The organism is Parabacteroides timonensis, assembly GCF_900128505.1.
Lineage (GTDB): Bacteria > Bacteroidota > Bacteroidia > Bacteroidales > Tannerellaceae > Parabacteroides > Parabacteroides timonensis.
In genome coordinates this window covers 4,161,477-4,182,575 of sequence record NZ_LT669941.1, presented here as the reverse complement: position 1 = coordinate 4,182,575, position 21,099 = coordinate 4,161,477, and the positions used below count along the sequence as shown (strand labels likewise).

15 protein-coding genes and 1 pseudogene are annotated in these 21,099 nt (G+C 40.6%); 5 read left to right on the top strand and 11 right to left on the bottom strand.

Going from position 1 to position 21,099, the window contains the following annotated elements:
• Positions 1-10: 10 nt before the first annotated feature.
• The 5 genes from BQ7394_RS24135 to BQ7394_RS24110 all read right to left on the bottom strand — a co-directional run bounded on the left by BQ7394_RS24135 (position 11) and on the right by BQ7394_RS24110 (position 8,511).
• Positions 11-331 (bottom strand): RagB/SusD family nutrient uptake outer membrane protein, encoded by a 321-nt coding sequence (locus BQ7394_RS24135; protein ID WP_235848812.1) that lies wholly within the window; start codon positions 329-331, stop codon positions 11-13.
• Between the two features lie 155 nt (positions 332-486).
• Entirely contained in the window at positions 487-2,664 is a 2,178-nt protein-coding gene (locus BQ7394_RS24130) for a glycosyl hydrolase (RefSeq protein ID WP_075559720.1), read from the bottom strand.
• A gap of 538 nt (positions 2,665-3,202) precedes the next feature.
• A complete protein-coding gene (locus tag BQ7394_RS24120; protein ID WP_075559718.1) occupies positions 3,203-5,407 on the bottom strand; it encodes a peptidase domain-containing ABC transporter in 2,205 nt (734 codons plus the stop codon).
• Complete coding sequence (locus BQ7394_RS24115; protein ID WP_075559717.1) at positions 5,404-7,707, bottom strand: TonB-dependent receptor; 2,304 nt, start codon at positions 7,705-7,707, stop codon at positions 5,404-5,406. The genes BQ7394_RS24120 and BQ7394_RS24115 overlap by 4 nt, the downstream gene beginning before the upstream one ends.
• A 72-nt stretch (positions 7,708-7,779) precedes the next feature.
• Positions 7,780-8,511, bottom strand: coding sequence for an SPASM domain-containing protein (locus BQ7394_RS24110; RefSeq protein ID WP_161951814.1), 732 nt, complete (start codon positions 8,509-8,511; stop codon positions 7,780-7,782).
• A gap of 39 nt (positions 8,512-8,550) precedes the next feature.
• On the opposite strand from BQ7394_RS24110, the gene BQ7394_RS24105 reads away from it, so the two are divergent.
• The 5 genes and pseudogenes from BQ7394_RS24105 to BQ7394_RS24090 all read left to right on the top strand — a co-directional run bounded on the left by BQ7394_RS24105 (position 8,551) and on the right by BQ7394_RS24090 (position 12,461).
• The gene (locus BQ7394_RS24105) at positions 8,551-9,711 is read left to right on the top strand and encodes a sensor histidine kinase (RefSeq protein WP_161951813.1); all 1,161 of its coding nucleotides are present in this window, start codon (positions 8,551-8,553) and stop codon (positions 9,709-9,711) included.
• Positions 9,712-9,722: 11 nt separating this feature from the next.
• Positions 9,723-10,394: pseudogene (locus BQ7394_RS24100) on the top strand (response regulator transcription factor).
• Between the two features lie 243 nt (positions 10,395-10,637).
• Entirely contained in the window at positions 10,638-10,781 is a 144-nt protein-coding gene (locus BQ7394_RS25860; RefSeq protein ID WP_154674752.1) for a hypothetical protein, read from the top strand.
• A gap of 56 nt (positions 10,782-10,837) precedes the next feature.
• Complete coding sequence (locus BQ7394_RS24095; RefSeq protein WP_075559714.1) at positions 10,838-11,800, top strand: hypothetical protein; 963 nt, start codon at positions 10,838-10,840, stop codon at positions 11,798-11,800.
• Complete coding sequence (locus BQ7394_RS24090; protein ID WP_075559713.1) at positions 11,772-12,461, top strand: ABC transporter ATP-binding protein; 690 nt, start codon at positions 11,772-11,774, stop codon at positions 12,459-12,461. Before BQ7394_RS24095 ends, BQ7394_RS24090 begins: the two co-directional genes overlap by 29 nt.
• 24 nt (positions 12,462-12,485) lie before the next feature.
• On the opposite strand, the gene BQ7394_RS24085 is transcribed toward BQ7394_RS24090, so the two are convergent.
• From BQ7394_RS24085 to BQ7394_RS24060, 6 genes are all read right to left on the bottom strand, one after another.
• Entirely contained in the window at positions 12,486-13,295 is an 810-nt protein-coding gene (locus BQ7394_RS24085; protein ID WP_075559712.1) for a Fic family protein, read from the bottom strand.
• A 413-nt stretch (positions 13,296-13,708) separates the two neighbouring features.
• Complete coding sequence (locus tag BQ7394_RS24080; RefSeq protein WP_075559711.1) at positions 13,709-15,856, bottom strand: GH92 family glycosyl hydrolase; 2,148 nt, start codon at positions 15,854-15,856, stop codon at positions 13,709-13,711.
• 74 nt (positions 15,857-15,930) lie between these two features.
• Positions 15,931-17,055 carry a glycoside hydrolase family 76 protein gene (locus BQ7394_RS24075; protein ID WP_075559710.1) on the bottom strand — a complete coding sequence of 375 codons (1,125 nt, stop codon included), beginning with the start codon at positions 17,053-17,055 and terminating at the stop codon, positions 15,931-15,933.
• A 99-nt stretch (positions 17,056-17,154) separates the two neighbouring features.
• Complete coding sequence (locus BQ7394_RS24070) at positions 17,155-18,294, bottom strand: SusE domain-containing protein (RefSeq protein ID WP_075559709.1); 1,140 nt, start codon at positions 18,292-18,294, stop codon at positions 17,155-17,157.
• Between the two features lie 12 nt (positions 18,295-18,306).
• Complete coding sequence (locus tag BQ7394_RS24065; protein WP_075559708.1) at positions 18,307-19,434, bottom strand: SusE domain-containing protein; 1,128 nt, start codon at positions 19,432-19,434, stop codon at positions 18,307-18,309.
• Positions 19,435-19,467: 33 nt separating this feature from the next.
• Positions 19,468-21,090 carry a RagB/SusD family nutrient uptake outer membrane protein gene (locus tag BQ7394_RS24060; protein ID WP_075559707.1) on the bottom strand — a complete coding sequence of 541 codons (1,623 nt, stop codon included), beginning with the start codon at positions 21,088-21,090 and terminating at the stop codon, positions 19,468-19,470.
• Positions 21,091-21,099 lie beyond the last annotated feature (9 nt).

Here is a 21,099-nt window from a genome sequence, read left to right as displayed (position 1 = left end):
TATCCGGGAATTAATATCCTGGGTTTTGAGTAAGCTGTGTATTCACCTGTCTCTCCTTAAACGGAATTGGGAATATCAAACGCTCCTGAGTGACATTATAGGTTCGTTCCTGCAAATAAGGATAAAGCTTCTTGGCTTTCTTTCCGTACTCGTTCATGACAGAGACAGCCATTCCTGTCCTCACCAGGTCGAACCATCTGTGGTTTTCGAAGGCCAGTTCATGACGGCGTTCGTTGGCCACCACTTGTTTGTCAACAGTCGAAACTTCTGAAAGCCGGATTCGATGCCCGTTGCGGACAATTACAAATCCATAAGTGAAATAGTACTTCACGACGAGTTTAATAAACTGATAACTAACATATTGATATCATTTTAATTCGTTTAAACAGTCTGTTTTTAAGACAAACAAATCCCTTCTTCCCTCAAAATGAGAGAAGTACAAATACTATTCTTCCTGATTTCGTTTACCGGAATTCCCCGAAAGTTTTACCTTCCATCGACGATGAACACAGAAGAATTCTTTTCAATGGATAGTATGACAGAGGTTATTTCTGTCCCGTGAGAGAGCTGATGTTTGTACACGACATCAGTTTGCCGTCCGGTATGCGGATCCAGTAATACCGGAGTTATTTTTCCCCGTAACACAACTTCTGCATGATAAGGGCAATCTTTCAGATTAGCAAAATAATAAACCGCCTGGCCACCGTTCATTTTATGAATATAATTCAGTTCCTGCCCGTCAGGAAAAGCGACATCGGGTACTTCATAACATACTGCCAGCTTTTCTTTCAGTATCTCCGGTGCCGGTTTCTCGATGAAAAAGACTTTGCCGGAAGACGATTGCCTTTTACTCTCCGAAAGCATACGGTTAATTATTTTCTTGACTTCACCATCTTTTCCCGGTTCCACCGACTTTTCCGGTAGCTGTGTGGTGAATATAACACTACCGCCGGCCTGATGAAACGACGCTATTTTCTGTAAGTTGGCTAACGAGATCGTCTTCATGCCCGGGAGAATAATTAAGCGGAATGCCTCTTTGTTAATCTTATTATCCAGGTGTAGCAATCCGTCTTTTACGTCACATTTTGTCGACAGCACTTCCGGATGAAGATAGGTGAAATCCCGACCGAGCGTATCGGTCAATAAAGCGGAAACATGTACGTAGTCTGTATTCGGGATACGGATACCACCCTCATAAAATCCCAACGAACCATCCAATACATGTTCACCTTGTAAAGACTCTATCGGATAGAGCATCGCTATATCGGCCACATGCCTTCCCTCCTGCTGAAGAATATAATTCAGGCGGGTTAGGAATTTATTGAATGCAGGCAAAGAGTCTCTGTACAATTCGTTTCGCCAGGATAGTTCCGGCAGGAAAGTAACGTCTTTGTCGTTATACCAAACAGCATGAGGGATCAATGTATTTATCCCTTTTGCATACTGTTCCATCGCAATATGATAAAGTTCTTTGACCGTCAGATTTCCCATTGCACCGAACGTTTCAGACATCACCTGCCGCTTGTCCCAGTTATAAGCCGAAGAAGAGATAATCTTATAGAATAACTCAGCCGGACGGTTTCCGCCAATCTTATCTATACCCGGAATATCCATGTATTTACCGCAAAGCATCAGATCGCCAGCGACACTTACCGGGTTCAGTATCTCCTCCTGATCTTGATGGCCGGTAGAATAAATGCCATGTGCAGAAGCCCATTCCTGTATCGTTTTCATAAAACCTTCGGCATACAGGGAGGCACGCAATCCGAATAACCGGTTTCTGGCAGATTGTGTTTCTTCCCCGATATTATACCATAAAGCAGGATAGAGTAACTCCGGAGAGTATCCATAACGGGCTGTAAATTTCTCATTAAACTTATCCGTCCACATACGTCCTTTTGCACGGTACATGGTCGGTTCGTCAAAGAAAGTCTCGATAATCACATGACCGAAATCGCCGGAAAAACGGTCGTAATAGGCCTGATGCGTTTCTTTAACAAACAGTTTTACAGCTTCCGGATCGAGATAATCGACATTGGGATCGCCATCTTTCACACAGACAAAGAAAAATACTTTCCACGCACCAGCCGGAGCACGCCAGTCCAGTTCCCCCGAACGGATATAAGAGGTGAGAGAAAGACGTTTACCCGACAAGGTATCCATCGCAACAGCGGCCATCAATTTACCGGTGGGAACCGGCTTCCTGAACTGTGTACCGGCAGGTACATTATATTCTATCTTATCCAGTCTCTTAACCGTTGCATCCGGATATTTATTCATGAAACGTGGGGTTCCGTCTGCATTGATCGCTCCCATGCTTCCACTCGGAAAGCCGTATTCATCGTATAAAGACATATGGGCATCCAGTTTCCGGGCCTCTTTGATGATCGCCCCGTAAAGGGAAAAGTATTCTTTAGATAAATACTCCGGCGTAAAATTTTTACCGAAAGGAAGAATAGCACAACCTCCGTAACCATCCTTTTCTACCATCTGGCGGAACTGGTCTAACAGTTCAGTCTCATTTACTGTTGTATTATTCCAGAACCAAAGAGGAATGGGCCTGTACTGTTTTTCCGGATCGGCAAAAGCCTCCGGAGAGATCTGTGCTCGTGTTGCCCCGGTAAAGGCAAATAAGATAAGTACTATTTTAAGCAGGTCTTTCATCTCTATTACGAATTTAGGTTGTTTTTATAGGACTCTTACGGAGCCAAAATTGATAATGCAAAAATAGAAGCTAACTCTAAACAGGCTATTTTCAAAAGTGACTATAATTTTTTGATTTTTGATATAACCAGAAAAGAGTACTATCTACCATATAGATTTTATCCGCAAAAGTCATTCAAATATGATTTCCCCAATTCCATAGACAGTATATAAAAATTATCCCTGATAGTACAAATTACTATCAGGGATATCCAAACCTATATAAATTAGCCCATAACAAATGTTCCATACCAACCATAACCCTAATATAAGAACCACCAGTAGATGATCAGTAACATAATAAATATTACAATCAATATCGAATTCCCCCACCGAATTAAAAATGGAGGAATCTGTCCAATCAAGTTACGCACTTTCTCACTGCGAAGTTCGATCTGTCCTTGTTCTTCAGTCGCTTGTTGTCTCATCCTCTCATACTCCATTTTGCTCTTTCATTAATTTCACAATATCCATACAAAAAGTACATTTAAATCGTACACTAAGAACCAAGTTCCAATTGATTACGCACTAAATTATAATAAGCACCCTTCCGGGCAATCAGCAATTCATGTGTACCCACTTCCTGAATACGTCCTTTTTCAAGCACAACAATCTGATCTGCATTACGAACTGTACTCAAGCGATGTGCTACAATAATTACCGTCTTACCCCGATAAAATTCTGTCAGATTCTCCACAATAGCCCGTTCATTATTGGCATCCAGAGAATTAGTCGCTTCATCAAAGTATAAAAACGAAGGATTTTTGTAAACAGCACGGGCAATCAAAATACGTTGTCGTTGTCCCTGACTTACACCTTGACCATCAGAACCAATCACCGTATTATATTTTAAAGGCAAACGCTCTACAAATTCTTCAATATTCGCAATCCTAGCTGCTAGTAATAAACGCGCCTTATCTATTTCCTCATCATCAACAGCGATATTGCGAGCAATTGATTCAGAAAAGATATAGCCATCCTGCATCACCGCACCGCACTGATTACGCCACCATCGCAAACTAAATTCCTGTAAATCATTGCATCCAACTGTAATCGTCCCCTTGACTGGCTTGTAATAACCCAATAAAAGCTTTATCAAAGTAGTTTTTCCACTACCGCTCGTCCCAACAATTGCTGTAATCTTTCCCTGCGGAATTTTCAAGCACACATCATCTAATACTTTGGGAGAATGTACGCCTTCATATTGAAACGTAACATGCTTAAATTCGACATCCTGCTTAGTTCCGCTAAATCCTGTGATCATCCGTTCCGACGTTTCCTCTTCTTCACGCTGTCGAATCTCGCTCATACGCTCCAAACTAATCTGTACATCCTGCCAACCATAGATAAATTGAACAAACTGTTCCACTGGTGCATTTAGTTGTCCGATAATATATTGGATAGCCAACATCATACCTAGCGATAGGTTTCCACTGATTACAGATGTTGCTGCTACAATTGTTATAACAATATTCTTCACTTCATTTATCAGAATACTACCTGCCTCCTGACTCTGTTGCAATTTCATTGTTTCAATATTTGTTTGAAACAGATCAGCTTGAATATCCTCCCACTCCCACCGGCGGCGACGTTCACAATTCTGCAACTTAATTTCCTGCATTCCATTCAGCATCTGCATTGTTTTACTCTGATTTCGTGTCCGTTGTTCAAAATAAGTATAATCCAATATCCGTCGTTTCTTCAAAAAAAGAAATACCCAAGCTGCATATAAAATACTTCCAAACAAAAATATCAGAAAAATAATGCCATTATAATACAATAGGACTCCTCCAAAAACAATAAAACTGAAAACAGAAAAGAGTACTGATAATGTCTGCGCTGTCAAAAATCGTTCTACCCGTTCATGATCGCTAATTCGCTGCAACAAATCACCAACCATTTTGGTATCAAAGAAGACCATTGGAAGTTTCATCAATTTAATTAGAAAATCCGAAAGAAGCGAAATATTCACTCGCGCACTGATATGCAATAAAATCCAACGACGAATAAAATCGACAGATGCCCGACTCAACACAAGCATCAATTGTCCTACAAGGATCAGATAAATCAAATTTAGGTTCTTTCCGGCAATACCCTTATCGACAATTGCCTGCGTCAAGAAAGGAAAGAGAAGTTGCAACACGCTACCCAAAATCAAGCCCAGCAACAATTGTATAAAAAACTGTTTATACGGCTTCACATAATTCCAGAGAAACCGGAATGGACTTTCAATATTTTGTTGTTCGTCTGCCTTTTTATAAAAAGCCGGCGTAGGCTGTAAAGCCATCAATACACCCTTTTCTTCACCCCGTGTACAAGTGCTGATCCAAGCGTTTCGAACAGTTTCTTCAGTAAGCTTTAACAGATTATTGCCCGGATTGGAAATATAGAAAATACGATTATTGTTGCGCTTTGTCTTCACGTCGTATAACACCACAAAGTGCTCTTGATTCCAATGAAGAATACAAGGGAAAGGACGTTGTTCCACTACTTTCTCTAATGTCATACGTCCACATGCTGTACGAAACCCTAAATATTCAGCCGCATCACTCATACTCAACAACGAAACCCCTTCTCGTGTTACTAAGCAAAGCTGTTGCATAGTTTCAGCAGAGTACTTCTTGCCATAATACTGAGCTATCATACGAAGGCAAGTAGCACCGCATTCCATGGAGTCAGGTTGTCGAATATGAGTAAATTTCATAATTTCGTTTTGTTATCAATATAAATACCGGAATCGTTGTCTGAGTTATATAAACGTTGCTTCATCGAACGTTTCACCTTCTTTCCGAAAGGAAGCGTGTAAGTTAGCTTTATATATGTCATGCCTTTATAATTATTCCACGCTTTTGTCTCCTTGTAAAATACAGGCGAACCGTTAGCCGTTTGCATGATGTACGGATCATGCATAAATAAACACACTAACGACAGACCCAAATCATTCCTTTTCCATGTCAAATCCACAGAATAATAGTTATGCGTTTTTTCCAAAACCATACCATTTAATTCCTTATTTCTCAGTATAACCAATCCGTTTAGCGTAAAATCCTTATAATAGGCTGATACATCCAGATTTATTAAATGATCCAAGTGATCATACTTTTTACCCTCAATTTGTGACTTCCGATAAGCTAACCGGTAGTAAGCAGAAGCTTTCAAAAAGCTCGTCAACTTCCAGCTCAAATAAAGCTCAGCAGTATATACATCCATATGATCGATGTTTTTATACACTTTTTGAGCCACTTCGTGATCGACTTCAAAAACAGGGAAATAAGGCTTGTGCAGATAACTGTAACCTATTGTTGCCTCAGCATAAACATTAGATCTGTTATAGGCGTAAAGCAAACTGTTTTCCAACTTATAATAGGGCTTCAAATCCGGATTTCCTATACTGATAAATGAAGAATCAATATAGACCGGATTATTGGTTAACAAGGATATATCAGGAATATATGAATGCATCGAGGATCGAAGCTTTAAGGATGAATAATCATCGAATTTATAAGACACTCTTAAATTGGGTTTACAAACAAAAAAAGTATTCGTTCTCAGCCAATCCTGCTCACCACCGAAACCTATCGTATAGGAGAATTTATTTAGTTGTGCGGTAAAGTCTGCATACATATAGAGATTATGATACGAGTAATTATCTTTCGAATAACCGTTGCCATCTTGCTGATACCGCTCATCAAGTGTTTTATAAAAGTATTTAGCCCCTGCACTCAGTTCATTTTCTGAGAATTTTTTTCGATATTCACCTTCAGCAATCAATGAATAAGATTTACTTCTCAGGTTCGTATAGATACCTTCCTTCTCAAAGCCAAGTAAACGATCAGAACTGGAGTTGTAATATGTATTCACCACATTCAATGATACCTCCTGATCAGAACGCATTTTCTTTGAGAAGTATAAATCCAAATTGGGCGACAAATAGTTTGTTTTGACATATAAATTAGAAAGTTCGTCCACAATCGGTTGATTGTTACGGATACCTGACAAAAGCTGGGGATAGTCTTCTTTACCTGGATTCACAGATAAATTTGTCATTGCCCTAAATAGAAAATTATCTGCTTTACTTCTGGAATAGGATGCACTGACAATGTGATACTGCCCGACATAGTCTCCATTTTCCCCTTTCTTCTCCAGATCATATACATCATCCGTATTTAAACGATAACTGTACGATTGAGAATATTTATTTTTATTCAAATCGCGGTAATCTATAAAGTAACGAAGCATATAATCGTTATCACCAGAACTATAGTTTCCTTGTATGATATTCGTTCCAAATCCGGTTGTAAAACTGTTCTTTAAATCAGCGGAAATATATCCACCTTTTTCTCTAGAAGGTTTGGTGATCACAAACAGAACCGCATCATATCCCGAATCCATATATTTTTGAGGCGGATTTGCATAATATTCCGCTTTCTGTATATTTTCAGGACGTAATCCCATCAAATCCACTTCGTTGGCCTTTGCGCCATCACAGAGTATCAGAATTTGCTTTCCTTTGATATTTACAAGCATATTATTAGCATTATCAAAAGATATTTGAGGAATATTTTTCATTAAATCTAAAGCAGAGGAAGCTCTTTTCCGCTCATCAATAGTAAATATTTTTACATTTTTATCACCTAATACATGAATCGTACTGGAAGTAACGACAATTTCCTCCAAAGACTCTACGGTAGCCTCCATTTTCAAGGTGTCTAAAAAAACAGAACTACCGGATATTTCCAATGCTTTTTTCATTGGTTCAAATCCCAGCATAGAAGCCTGCAAATGGTATTTGCCGTCTTTTACATCTGATAATTGATAAAAACCTTCCGCAGTGGTCGCTCCTCCTCTCTCATATTTCATCGTGTCTTTTTCCGCATAAAGTAAAACATTGACACCCGGCAACGGATTTCCCTCTGTATCGCATACATAGCCATTAATCACATGTTGGCAATAAGAGGCAAAGCTAAAGAGCAGACCAAAAAGTAGGCAAATAATCTTTTTCATATATATTCTATTTTTAGAACCTTTACTTTACAAGACGAGACAAAATGAGTCAGGTTGCATATTAACAGATGGTCATACTTCTATTTCTTTAAATATTTTCTTTTGATTTTGTTCTTGTTTAAAACAAAAGAAAATAAATTCATCCATTGATAATCCAATCTCATCAACCATGCAACTGAAATTATCTCCTTGAGTCGAATTTTTACTGCATGGCCCTAAACAAACAGGGAATATTTTGCATTTCAAACATCTGTCAGGGGAACGTTGTAGCATCTTTTTTGAAATCTTATTTATATTCCACTCGACCTTTCCTGTTTCCTCATTAACCTTACCCTCCACGTGTTCTTCATCAAATGACTCCAAAGTAGAACACTTAAAAACCTTTCCATCATAATTAAATAAAACTTCATTCTCTCTATCAGCAAAACAAAGATTATATATAGGTAATGTATAGTAATCAATTGCAAAACATCTATCCATAGCCATTTGTAATGCATTAAGAATAAGATCCTTATTTATATTTCGCATAGGAAATTGCCACACTTTTCTTAAAATCAAATGATTTCTAGTTCTATCAAGCAAAGATAAATCGTCGAGTATTTTCTGAAATCCCATAAGAGTTTTATCATCAAAATTGATTCTAATCCAAGTTTTACAGTGGGGAATAAGCTTTTCTATTCTATATATATTATTTACAACCAATTTATAGGTACCTTTCTCACTGTGTTTAAAGAATCGAATCTTATTATGTCGTTTCTCATCCCCATCTAATGTTATTTGAAATTGACATTTAAAATCTTTCAAAAAGGAGAAGAACATCTTTATCTAAAGATGGCTTCAGATATGACTCCAGAAGAGAGAGATAGCCTTCTAAAAATATCACCTATTAGTGATGGTGATACTCTGGATATTACAAAGATGAGAAAAGAAGGTCTGGCACAAACAACAGGCGATGTCTTTGACTTATTTCAACAGGATGCTGCTTTAAAAAAAGGTAAACCTATAAATCTAACGATATTGGATAGCCTCTTTATAGAGTCTTCCAAACCAGATTTTAATCACCGGTTCCTAACTTATGACCAAAACAAGGTTTTAACCGACTCTATAGGAAATCTGGATAATAATAATCCTGTGTATAGTTCGGAACTCTACCCTTTAGGAAGTCAAAGCTTACAGTATTTGCAAATAAAGGCTGACATTCCAATGTCTGATTTCATTAAGCAGCAAATCCTGACATTATCTTTATCAGCTTCTTTGATGTTGATCGTCCTGTTATGCTTATACATTCAATTAGTTGGTATTAAAAAAAGAACAGACCTGCTTCTTAAACGTGAAGCAAGTGTAAACGGTACGATACATGACCTTAAAGCTCCACTAAACAGCATTATTACGATGTTGAGTTGGTTTAAAATGAGCGAAATGAATCCTGATAAAAAGAAAGTGATAGAAAATAGCCAAATGGGGGTTAAACATCTGGTATACAACATAGAATCTTTACTCATTTCGGCAAGAGAAGACAGACAAAAAATAATATTGAATAAAACGAAAGTAAATATTCCCGCTATAGTAGAAACAATAAAAGAAGAGCTTGACCTTCTTTATCAGGGTAAGTCCCATACCATCGAGATGATTAATGAATTATCAGCAGATAATACTGTATTTGCCGACTCAATGTATATAGAGAACGTTATTCGGAACCTGATCGAGAATTCATTGAAATATTCGGATGACAACGTAATTGTGAAAGTTGTAATGTCAGCAACCAATAATAAGCTCCAAGTCTCTGTAAAGGACAACGGCTGGGGCATTGAACCCCAACATAGAAAAAAACTATTTACGCAATTCTATCAGGTCCCCAGGAATGAAGAGCAAACTCAAAAGGGGCACGGCATAGGGCTAGCACAGGCAAGATATATAATAACCGAACACGGTGGAGAAATAAAAATGACAAGCGGCGAAAATAGTAAAGGCTGTGTATTTACATTTACTCTACCTCTTTCTTAAATCAATGAATTATGAATAAAATTAAAGTGTTATTTGTTGATGACGATATTACACTGGGTAATATTGTTATGATGGCCTTAAACGCCTCTGGTTATGAAGCGTATTACCAAACTTCTTTGACAGCAATCAGGTCTGTTATACAAGAACTGAAACCGGATATTATTATACTTGACGTTGAAATAGGAAAGAAAAACGGCATCGACGCCACTCCTGAAATAAAAGCTATAGCACCTGAAATACCAATCCTTTTCGTATCTTCACACATCGACAGTGAGAAAGTTGTGAAAGCCTTGAATGCCGGAGGAATTGCCTATCTGAAAAAACCTTTTGAAATCGAGGAGTTGCTGGCTTACATCCAAAGGCATTCCGCATCTTTCCATTCGAAAGGAATTGAAGCATGATGTTTTACGCTGAATACAGAAGAAAACTTATTGATGAAAAAGGATGAAGTCGTCAAGAAGTTGAGCCTCTTCGAATGTAAACTACTAAAATTGCTGGCATTAAACATGAATCAGCCAGTTACACGCGAACAAATAGAACGGGAATTATGGGAAGATGGATATAGTAGCGAACAAAGCCTGAATAACTATATAGCTAAGCTACGTAAGTATTTATCAGAAGATAATCAGTTGGAGCTTGTCACAATTCCCAAAATCGGTTACAAGCTGGTTAAACAAGAATAATATTTTCATCGACTGTCCTGTTCTGAAAGAAGCTTACTTTGGTTATTTACCTGCTTATTTCAGGACAGGACATGCCGAAGTAATTGGCTGCCGATAATTGTCGACAGGCTTGCTCACAATTGTCAACAAGCTTGTCGATAATTATCAACAGGCTTGTCGACAATTATCGGCAACCAAAATGTACCGTTTGTTTGTAAGGCAAGGATGGGATAATCCCTGATAATGAAAGGTATGATTTAGTGGATGAAATATAGGGATAATATCCTTCTGATACAACAAAAAGAAAGTTCATTACCCGAACAGGATACGAATTACAACAAGTCGAAGGACGAACGAACGGGTATATTCCGCCTGACGTTCGATGTGGGAATTCGTTTTTACTTCTAAACGGTAATAGATAAAAATTCCCTACATTTGTTCCGGTACATTTTAAAGACCCATATATGAACAGCGCATTCCTTCGTTTCCGACTTCGCCAGTTCGAAAAGTTTATCCGCGAAATACCTGTTATCTATCTGATTATATTAACAGGTATTTTACTGATAGCCGGGATTGCATTGTTTGAACTTTCGAAAGAACCGAAAGGAGCCTTGATCATAACGGCAGTCCTATTGGCTCTTTTGTCGTTGCTACAGCTGCGGAGGAAAGATTATCATTTCATTTTACATGCGGAAGAGAAAGCATGGAAGGTGTTCGGCATGGATTATTTACTGTTATCCCTGCCGGTTATCTTCATTTTACTACTACATTTTTATTGGTATATCGCGTTTATTATTCCGATAGGTTGTATAGGTATCAGTTTCATAAAACAGCCGTTTCATCGTACAAAACAGGGTATATCCGTACCCGGATGGCTCCCCGCAGAGGCCTTCGAAATACGTTCGGGGATACGACAATACGGTGGCTTATTATTGGTTCTTTATATCAGTGCCTGGATCGGATTGTTATTACCTTTTGCTTCGTTGGCTTCGCTCTGGTTTCTCACGGTCTTTATCTCTGAAATGTTCCGTTATTCGGAGTCTCAACAGATACTATTTACGATGGAAAAGCCAGCCAGGCGTTTCCTGCACCGGAAACTGCTCTTAAACCTAAGGTTGCCGCTGTATGCAATAGTTCCGGTCTGCGTAGTATATATCTGCTTATATCCGGCACATTGGTGGCTTATACTTACTTTCCTGATAGGGATTACACTGAATATCCTGTTATTTGTCACAACGAAATATGCTTACTACTGGCCGGATAGCAGGATAACGGCAGGCCAGATACCTATTGCCATAGCGATATTCAGCATATTTATGCCGATACTCACTCCTGTTATCCTGTTTTTTCTGATCAGAAACTATCTGGCAGCCTGCCGGAATTTAAATACTTACTTATATGCTTACAATCCGGAACCTGGAAGTTGAATATAAAAAGGAGTCATTGATACTGAAAGGGATCAACCTTTCGATGGAACCGGGTAAAATACACGGTCTGGTCGGCCTGAACGGTGCGGGTAAAACCACCTTGCTGAATACGCTGTATGGCTTCATCCGTCCGGTGAAAGGTGATATCCTTTACGATGACAGTCCTTTGCAAAGACGGGATATTGCTTATCTGGAGGCAGAAAACTATTTCTACCCTTATATGACAGGCCGCGAATACCTCAACCTTTTCCCGGCCGGGAAAAATGGTTTTCAGCTGGACAGTTGGCAGAAACTATTCTGTATTCCATTGGATGATATCACGGAGAACTATTCCACAGGAATGAAGAAGAAACTGGCTTTGCTGGGTGTCCTCAAACCGGATAAGCCTATCCTGATCCTGGACGAGCCTTTCAACGGATTGGACCTGGAAAGTGCCCATATACTAACACTCATTCTGCAACAGCTACGGGAAAAAGGAAAAACAGTCCTGGTTACTTCACATGTTTTCGAGACATTGACATCCGGTTGCGACTATATCCACCACATCAACAACGGAACAATAGCTCGCAGCTATTCCCAGGATCAATTCGGAATGCTCCAGCAACTACTCTACTCCACCATAGAGCACCAGACTGCCGACCAGATAAAAGGACTTATTTGATACGGAAAATACTTTACAACAATCTTAAAACATAAAGCTAAAACTGTTCTTCCGCGAAGCATTATATTTTTCGATCTCAAGGAAAAGAGATTTTTTCAATTGCTGCGACATGAAATCAAGAAAAGGCTGATTTGTATTGTCTTCTTGGGAATGCTGTAAAGAGAGAATATAATCAGCTCTATCTTCCACAAAGATTTTGGTCGGGAAAAGCCCATAGTAAAATTGCAAATAGTTCATCAATAAACGGGCTGTTCTACCGTTACCGTCTACCCAGGGATGGATGGTAACTAAATTTAGATGTACATTAAAACTCAATTCGTATTGCTCCCGGGTTGTTTCTACCGATTGCTGCTTCGTTTGCAATATTGCGCTAAGTTCTTCCACTTTTGTAGGTATCTTCTGATAATTCATATATGAACGTCCACTTACTCCCGCAGTTACACCACATAAACGATATTCACCTTTCGAGGAGTCGAAAGAGCCTCCCATCATATTATGTTCGCTTCCGGTAGTCCGCATTAATAACCCATTCAGTTTTTGTAAAAAAGCAGGAGTCACAGCGACTTTCTGTTTAGCCGCTTCTTTTACAAACTCATAAGCTTTTTTCAGATCTTCATTCATCAAATGATAAACTAAAGGTTTCCCTTTCGCAGTCACACCTTCATCAAACAGAAGTTGTGTTTCCATTTCGGTAAGGGTAGAACCTTCAATAGCCGTAGAATGAGTTATAAGAGAGTAGAGATAGTACTTTTCATAGTCTACCGATTGATCGATACCGAGATTTACAAACTCCCGGCTCAATTCTTCTATTTCTTCCCAAATACCTTTTCCCATGACCATTTTCTTCTAGATACTTTGTACAAAAGTAAAAAATATAAAGATATTTATATGCCTAAAAAATTAAATATCAAAAGACATTGAACCTGATTCATTACTTATCATGTTTAGATGTTTCAATTATTATCAAATTTGATCCTATTCGTGTCATTCTCTTCAACAAGGCTTTGCCTTGTGCCGTAGGTTCTATATAATATTCGCAGGGATAGGCTTCACCTTTCACAGGAAGGTGAACTTATTAATAAACAACAAGTTGCTGTGAAGCCTGAGGTTTCACAGGGAATGAAGAGTAAAATCTAATAAAGGTAAAACAGTATAATGGGGCTTTTAAAACACCGGGCTTTTAATAAAAAAGCTGCCGGGCTTTTCGTAAAAAGGACGGTAGCTTTTCTATAATAGGGAAGCAGGTTTTATTCGGTAGTGATCGTTAACTGTTTTCCCTGCTTCAATAAATCGTGTGAGATAAACCAACCATCGATCTTCCGGCCGTCGTAAGAGATGTCCGTTATCTTTTGACCGTTGCCCTTTTTAACGATTGTGAACTGGGTTTTATCACCCAGCGTAAATTTCACCTGGTCAAACAAAGGAACGGTTACGATATATTCTGGATCTGCCGGCGAATAAGTGTATAAACCGATTGCGTTGAAGACATACCAGGAAGACATCTCACCGGCGTCATCCATTCCTGAATAGGCCAGTTTGTCCTTACCCATATCATAATAATGATTCATGATACTATCCAGCATACACTGTGCCTTTTCTTGCTTATCGATAAAGTAATAAGTATAAGGAATACTATGTCCGGGCTGGTTACCCTGGCAATAATTACCGATGAAACCGGTCAAATTGTGGGCTTCATAGTTTCTCCAAGGCTCGGTAAAGAGTGAGTCGAGCTTCTGCTCAACAGCCTTTTTACTGGGATAAAGAGCAATCATTCCTTCCGGATCATGGGGAGCGAAGAACAAAGACTGCCAGGCATTCGCTTCCCGATACATATAGGCATAATAAGGATAGTAAGGATCGAAATCTTTGATCCAGCTACCATCGGCTATCTTTCCACGCCAGAAACCGGTACTCGGATCAAACAGGTTCTTATAGTTACCGGTACGCTCCATCAAAGTATTATAAGTACTTTCGTCGCCCAGTTCTTTGGCTAACAACGCGGTTGCATAATCGTCGTATGCATACTCGACGGTTTTCGTTACCGCAGCTTTGTATTCATCCCAGGTAGGGACATTGGTGGTATCTTTTTCTGCAATCCAGCCTTGTGCGATATATTCGTCTAGATACGGCCGGCCGCCTTTTCCCGGAATAGTTGCATTATTCACCAACAATTTATAGGCACGGTTCAGATCGAAGTCTTTCAATCCGCGCAGATAGTTACCGGCTACGAAAGCAGAAGCATGGTCGCCGTGGAAGAAGGTCGGCATATAGCCACCACGCTTTTCCCCTTTATCGGTAATCGATTTGATCACGTCTACCGTTACATCCGGAGAGATCATCCCCAGTAAGATCAGCTTATTGCGGTAATCGTCCCAGAAAGACGGGTCAGTATAATAACGGAAACCATTATTTACCACATCGCCCTTCACATCCGTATATTCCCCGTTCACGTCGCTACGCAACACCGGCCAGAGGAAGGAACGATAGAGGCAGGAATAAAAAATACCCTTCTCGCGTTCCGTACCGCCTGTCACTTCTATATTAGACAACAGCTCTTCCCAAGTCTTATCAGCCTCTCCGCTAACCTGTGCAAAGCTTTTATCCATCATCTCCTTCTCCAGGTTCATCTTTGCATTATCGACGCTAACGAAAGAGAAACCGATCTTTAGTTCCAGGGGCTTGTTCCCTTTGCTGTCGGCAAAGTTGACAACCGAAACCTCGTGTTCACCGTCCTTTACCTGTTCGATATCATCGATCTTATAGTTAGAAACGGCATAGAAACGGATATTTCCTTCCGCATCCTGATTACCGGAGAAGGTATAATCGTCCACTTTCTGAATGCTCCAGTCTCTCACACCGTTGTTCGTACGTGTGATATCGACCAATACTTTCTTATCGTCTTCCGGACGGAAAGTATATTTATGATAAGCACAACGGAGCGTAGAGGTCAGCTCTGCATTGACTCCGTATCTTTCAAGGAATACCTGATAATATCCGGGGCGGGCCGATTCGTTGGCATGACTGTATTTTGAAGCATAGTCGTCGGAAGATATATCGCCCGTCACCGGCAAAATCGGAAGATGCAGCAGGTTCCAATGCCCCTTGTTGGTATGTGAGAAGCCATAGATAACAGTATCTTCATACTGGTAACCGGCTCCGCTACGAAACTGGGTGACGGGACTCAACTGAACCATCGCATTCGGGACGGAAGAGCCAGGAAAGACTTCCGCTCCCCAGGTTCTCGTCTTCAGGTGACGTTCGTACCCTAAATCTTTCGTTTCCCAAAGGGTTGCCGTCCCCAGGAAAGGATTCACATAATTTGTCAGTCGTTTATCGGGCTGGCAACTTACCATAAAGGCTAATGACAGGAAACCCGCTAAAAAATAGTTTTTCATGTTATTTATTATTAGAGACTTATGAATAATAATCGAGAATTAAAAACTATATATCTATATCAAATTAAAAACACTTATAACAGATCCAAATCTTCTAATAATGCTGCTGCTTCGATCAGCATACAACCGCTTAACTGCTCGGTCAACCCGGTAGACGCTCCTGGGGCCGTCCCCCAATAGGTGCCGAATAAAACATTCGATTTATTTGTCCCCCGCGTCCAAAGCGCTTCTGCATTTACGTTCAGAAATTGCGTATAACGCCGTTTAGCCCCAACATCCAGACGATCCTGTTGGATCAACTCCGTAAAATAACGAATAAAAATTCCTTTAAACAATCCTCCGTCTCCATTTCCTTCGTCTTTCAGAAGAGAATTATTTACTAATGTACTGATTGTATAATCGGCTGCTAAGACGGCATCGTTCAGATAGCTCTTCTCTCCCAATATCTTATATAATTCTACAGCCGAACCAATAAATGTACCTTCGTTATAGGTAAATATCCAATTTTTCTGTGTCTCTCCGGTATTGCTGTTTATATTATCATACACCATTCCGTTATTGCTGTTGAACAAGGTACTTTTCTCCCAGTTATAGATCTTGAGTGCCCACTCCTTGTCGGCTTCATTTCCGAATTCCTGAAACAGCCGGGCTGCCAGGATACAGGCCGGGCCGTTCGAACAGGCGTTTTTACTGTACTCCTGCCCTTTCACCCAGGTTATGCCTCCGCCGGCATTTGTATTCCAGCCTACTTTGATATACTCCCAGATCTGCAAGGCTGCTTCTTTGTACTTCTGGTCTTTAGTGACCTGATAGGCACGAAGGATAGCCAGTGCATTCCACTCCATGTCATCATAAAAGTCATTCCTGAAAGTGTTACCGTTCTTTACCTTTACACCTTCAAACCATTGATCGAAATAGGTCTTGTACTTCGTATCCCCAGTACGCAGGCTGGCATCTACCAACACATCCAATGCATGGGCCTGAGGCCAGTAATGGAAAGTCTCATTCCCGTTACTGTCATAATTAAAATACTTCCCTCCGGTATTCCAGAAAGAGTTGACCAATGCTGTGGTACTGCTATCGGCAGCGGCATACCAGTCGATGCCTTCACTTCCATCCGGATTCACCGGATTATTGTCATCGTCGCCACATGCCCAAAACAAAAGGGGGAAAAATAAGAAAAGGAGAATATTCTTCATGTTGTTATCTTTACTCAAGTAAAAAAGAAGAACCGGAAATGAGGTAAACCTCTTTTATTGTACCAGAAATTCCCGGTTCTTCTTGTCTTTTACTCTGGATTATTTAACTATCGTATGTGTATAAGGCTGATCAGCCGTCAGATAAATAGTATAAGTTGCCGGAACACCATCAAAGTCTCCCATCAGCTTCCATTTATTTTCCCACTGAGAAGTCTCGTTAAACATTTGCAGGTAGTAATACGTTTCCGGGCTGGATGCCGTCGGACGTGAATCGGTCTGGTTCAATGTTCCCCAGTCGACCTCTTTCTCTGCATCGGCACCATTGTTTTCCTGGATAAACATTCTGAACTTATAACGTTCGTCTTTACCCCAACTTTCTTCCTTAAAGTTCACGGTTGCCTTTGCCTGGAATACACCATAACCGACGTAGGGCAGTTCAAACAGAATTTCATCATTCGGACAGAAATAGAAACCGATCTTATTTACCAATGTATAGGTACAAGCACCGGTGTTAAAGTCTAATGTAATCCGGTAGACACCGTCCTTAGGTACTGTTGTCGTTCCATTTTCCTTAATGACGCCGTCGGCTGTATAGAATACTCTTGTCGTTCCTGATTTGCCGTCAGTAAAGTTGAATGATTTACCGGCTGCCAACTTTGTATATACTTCAAATTCACCACCTGCTACCGCTTTCATTTTATGTGCCTTTGCCAGGTCGGCACCGCCTTCGGAAGCCTCACCGGTTACATATACATCAATAGGAACATCTTCAAATCCGGCCAGGCGGGTAACTGTGATCTTGTTTTCCACACTCGATTTCATGCTTTGCATTCCCTTGGTAGAGAATACAGTCCATTTGAAAGTACCTGTATCGGCAGGTTTAATACCTACTTTACCGGCAATCTGGTTCAACAGTTTATGAGTAACGGTTGCAAAATTATTGTACCCGTTGTTATTAGCAGACACCACATAAACAGGTTTTGAAAAGTCACCGTCCTCTTTATCAAAAGCAATCTGATAAAGAGCCGTGCCGGCTTCTTCCACACTGGCTGCTTTCCATTCAAAATAGACACTTGCCGATGCAGAAGCTTCCAATACAACCGATTTGCCATCCGCAGGTTCGAGCAATGTATTCACACTTGCCAGACGACCGTCAGTGTCTCCCATATTATCATTACATCCCATGAATACCAGCGCAACAGAGCTAACAAGCATCAGTTTTTTTAATATCGCTTTCATAATTCTTCCTTTTTATTTGATTACTAAATTATGAGTATATTCACCTTGCGTATTCAAAGAGAATGTAATATCGTATGTTTTATCGCTCCAACCATCGGTAGCCGGGGTTTTCCAAACTTCATTGTTTGTCCACTGTTCTACATTCGTCTTTTCCGCCATATAATAATACTCATCGTTTCCGGTCGGCTTGCTGTCGTTATTGATGGCAGCTCTCCATTCGGTTTCTCCGTCGGAACTTTCCATTCTGAACTTATACCGGTCGTCTGTATTATCACTGCCCGTCAAACCAGTAACCGTGTAACCGTTCAAAGCCCAGACCCCAAGCCCCTGGTAATCGAGTTCGATCTCTTTCTGCGACCAGTTCAGGAACCATTTTACTTTGGTTACTTCTTTGGAAGTAAACGAACCGGCATTGAAATCGATGTAGTATTTATAAATACCTGTCTTAGCAGCCGTAATGCTACCGCCTTCAACCAATTTCTCACCATTCAATGAATATTCGGTCGGAGTACCTGTATTGGCACTGACGAACTTGAATGATTTGCCTTCTGTAAGTTTAATGAATACTTCGAATTCACCGTCGGCAACCTTCTTCATAACCATAGCTTTATCCAGATCGGCTCCCACTTCCGTAGCTTCACCGGTGATATACAACTGACTCGGCACTTCGGCAAATCCAGCCAGGCGGGTAAGGGTCAGCGTACGTTCCTCTTCTGCCCTTATGGGATTAATACCTTTAGAGGCATATACCGTCCATTTCAATGTTCCCTGGGCAGCAGACTCGATACCGGCCAAAGCGGCGATCTGGTTTAATTGTTTATGCGTAATTGTAGCATGGTTACTACCACCATTATTGTCTGCCGTAGAAATATAAACAGGGTCCGAGAAATCGCCGTCTGCCTTATCGAATACTACTTCATACAACACGACTCCACCGTCTTCAGCTAAAGAGGGTTCCCATTCGAAATATAAAGAAGCGGATGCTGATGGTTGCAGAACAACTGCCTTACCATTATCCGGTTCGTATAATGTTTTTACTGCGGTCACGCCCAGATCTCTCACTTCACCATCACTGCTACAGGCAGTAAAAGCCAGGATGAAAGAAAAAAGCGTCGCATATGTTATAGATATTGCTTTCATATCTTTTTCTGAGTAATTAGATTTATAATTAGATTAATATCCCGGATTCTGAGTCAGGTTCTTGTTAATATCCCGTTGCGACTGCGGAATAGCGAACAAGTAATCTCTGTCTTTACTGAACTTACGGGCATCCAGCTCGATATACTGTGTGTTATCAGCTGCGAATTTAGCCCCATGAGGACGGCCGTTCAATACGGTTTCGATGGTTTTCCAACGACGGATATCATATATCCGCAAGCCTTCGATGGCAAGTTCGCAACGACGTTCACGGCGAACGATCGACTGCATATTACCTGAAGCTGGATAATTCAGGGCAGATGCATCGGTAAATCCGGCACGTTCACGAAGAGGTTTGATCGTCTTGTTCCAGACAGCTTCGTTCATCTGGCCTAACTCTGTTTTAGCCTCAGCATACATCAATAAAACATCTGCATAACGCATCAGCATAATATTCAGGCCTGCTGCCATTCCTTCCGGAGCGGTCGGGTCGAAATATTTGCGGATATAGTATCCGGTTCCTGTCGAGTTCTGGCCGGGGCCTGCATATTCATCCAGGTTAGCGACACCTGCATCCGCAGAAGAACCCGGTTTGATGTAGATAGTAGAGGTTACGCCTTTACCGTCTGTCCACTGATAACCATGATAAACGATTGTAGCTTTAAAACGAGGGTCTCTGTTTATATAAGGATCATCTTCCTTATAGCCTGAACCGGCTTCATTGATCGCTTTACCGTTCTTCATCAGGTAATCGTCCACCAGCTCCTGGGTAGGTGCAAATGCATTGATACGTCCGCCTACGGAAAGCGGGATTGCATCGTACATTTCAGCCCATGTTCTCAGGTTCAGCAAATATCCCATATCCAGGATCACTTCACTGTTGTATTCATTTTCCGGCAGGAATAGTCCTTCATAGCTGGGGAACAAAGTATATTCGCCGTATTCTCCGTTGATAATTTTCTCACAAACAGAGGCTACATTCTCCCAGTCGCTTTCATACAGATAGGTACGAGCCAATAACGTCATGGCAGCTCCCTGGGTTATACGGCCATTATCGGCTGCTGTATATTGCTGTTTGGTTGGCAACATCTTTACAATATCGTTCAGTTCCGTACGAACAAAATCGAGCACTTCGCTTCTCGGTGAACGGGCTATTGTGTTCGCCTCTTCAATTGACAATCCATAATCGAACAAAGGAACATCACCGTAATGGTTGGTCAAACGGAAGAACAGGTAAGCACGGATAAAGCGGGCTTCTGATTTCATCCTGTTCTTCAATGTCTCATCCATATTCGGAACGCGATCTACATTTTCAAGGAAAGTATGGCAGGTTTTAATGCCTTCATAACATTTTTTCCAGTCTTCCGAGAAACGACCTAATGCGGCATTGGCCTGACCCGAAGTAATCAGTTTTTCATCCGAGCTGCCACGACCTTCATATAAGTTGTCGGATAGCTTTTCATCTTTGAAGAAATATTCGGACGTCATCATTTGTCCATAAGCCTTGCTCAACACGGCAGAGGCTTTTGCTTCGGAGGTCCAATAGTTCAAGTCTGTAAATTTATTGGTTGGAGCCAAATCCAGATCATTACATGATGTAAAGGTTGCAAGTACCAAACAAGCAATACCTGTACTATATTTTAAGAAATTCATTTTCATAATAAACAG